Origin of the sequence: Kitasatospora sp. NPDC048298, from assembly GCF_043201465.1 — a bacterium.
Lineage (GTDB): Bacteria > Actinomycetota > Actinomycetes > Streptomycetales > Streptomycetaceae > Kitasatospora.
Genome location: NZ_JBICYZ010000180.1, coordinates 1 through 1,172, shown reverse-complemented (window position 1 = coordinate 1,172; position 1,172 = coordinate 1). Strand labels below are relative to the sequence as shown.

2 protein-coding genes are annotated in these 1,172 nt (G+C 68.9%); both read left to right on the top strand.

Annotation, left to right across the window (positions count from 1 at the left end):
* The first annotated feature begins 101 nt into the window (after positions 1–101).
* Complete coding sequence (locus ACGF0D_RS44330; RefSeq protein ID WP_392926279.1) at positions 102–674, top strand: winged helix-turn-helix domain-containing protein; 573 nt, start codon at positions 102–104, stop codon at positions 672–674.
* Positions 590–1,156 (top strand): transposase, encoded by a 567-nt coding sequence (locus ACGF0D_RS44325; protein WP_392926277.1) that lies wholly within the window; start codon positions 590–592, stop codon positions 1,154–1,156. The genes ACGF0D_RS44330 and ACGF0D_RS44325 overlap by 85 nt, the downstream gene beginning before the upstream one ends.
* Positions 1,157–1,172 lie beyond the last annotated feature (16 nt).

Below are 1,172 nucleotides of genomic sequence, written 5' to 3'. Positions count from 1 at the left end.
TACTGACATCGGCTCGTCAGGGTGAACCTTGGTGAAGTTCCTGATGGGTCTGGAGCAGTGGCTGTATCCGGTGCTGTGTGAGATATGCGGATGGGGGCGGGCTGACCCCTGCTGGACGTGAGCGCCGACAGGCGGTCCGGGTTCAGGCAGCCGAGTTGTTCGAGCGGAAGATCAAGCCGTCGGAGGTCGCGCGTCAGCTGCGGGTGAGCCCGAAGTCGGCGTACCAGTGGCACCAGTTGTGGCGGGAGGGCGGGGTCGAGGCACTGGCGTCACGTGGTCCGAGCGGGTCGCGGTGCCGCCTGTCCCCGCGCTGCCAGGAGAAACTGGCCGCATACCTGGAGCAGGGCCCGGCCGCGCACGGCTGGGTGGAGGACCAGGTGTGGACGGCCGCGCGGGTGGCCACGCTGATCGGCAGGAAGTTCCACGTCTCCTACAGCGTCTCGGGTGCCACGAGGCTGATGCACCGGCTCGGCTTCAGCCCACAAGTCCCCGCGCGGCGGGTGGCCGAGCGCGACGAGCAGGCCGTCACCGCCTGGAAAGAGGTGACCTGGGCGGAGGTAAAAGCGCCCGGGCGGCCTGCGGGGGCTACATCTGCTTCGAGGACGAGGCAGGCTTCACCCGCCGTCCGCCCAGAGGACGCACCTGGGGCCGACGCGGTCACACACCGGTCGTGACGGTCAGCGGCCGCCGCTCGGGACGCCTGTCGGTGGCCGGGCTGATCGCCATGCGGCCGGGCTCGCGCACCCGGCTGTGCCACCGCCTGCGCACCCACCCCGCGGGCAGGGGCCAGCGCCGCAGCATGGGCGAACGCGACTTCATCGCCTTGGTCGACGGCGTCCACCAGCTCGTCAAGGCACCGATCGTGCTGGTCTGGGACCGCCTGAACACCCATGTATCCCACGCCATGCGTGACTTGATCGCCGAGCGCGCCTGGCTGACGGTGTTCCTGCTTCCCGCCTACTCACCCGATCTCAACCCCGTCGAATGGGTCTGGGCACACGTCAAGCACAGCCTGGCCAACCTCGCCGTCATGGCCCTCGACCGACTCGAAGCCCTCGTACGCAACCGGCTCAAGCGCCTGCAGTACCGGCCCGACACCCTCGACGGCTTCATAGCCGGCACCGGCCTGACCCTCGACACCCCAATATCACCCTGACAAGCCGAAGTCAGTA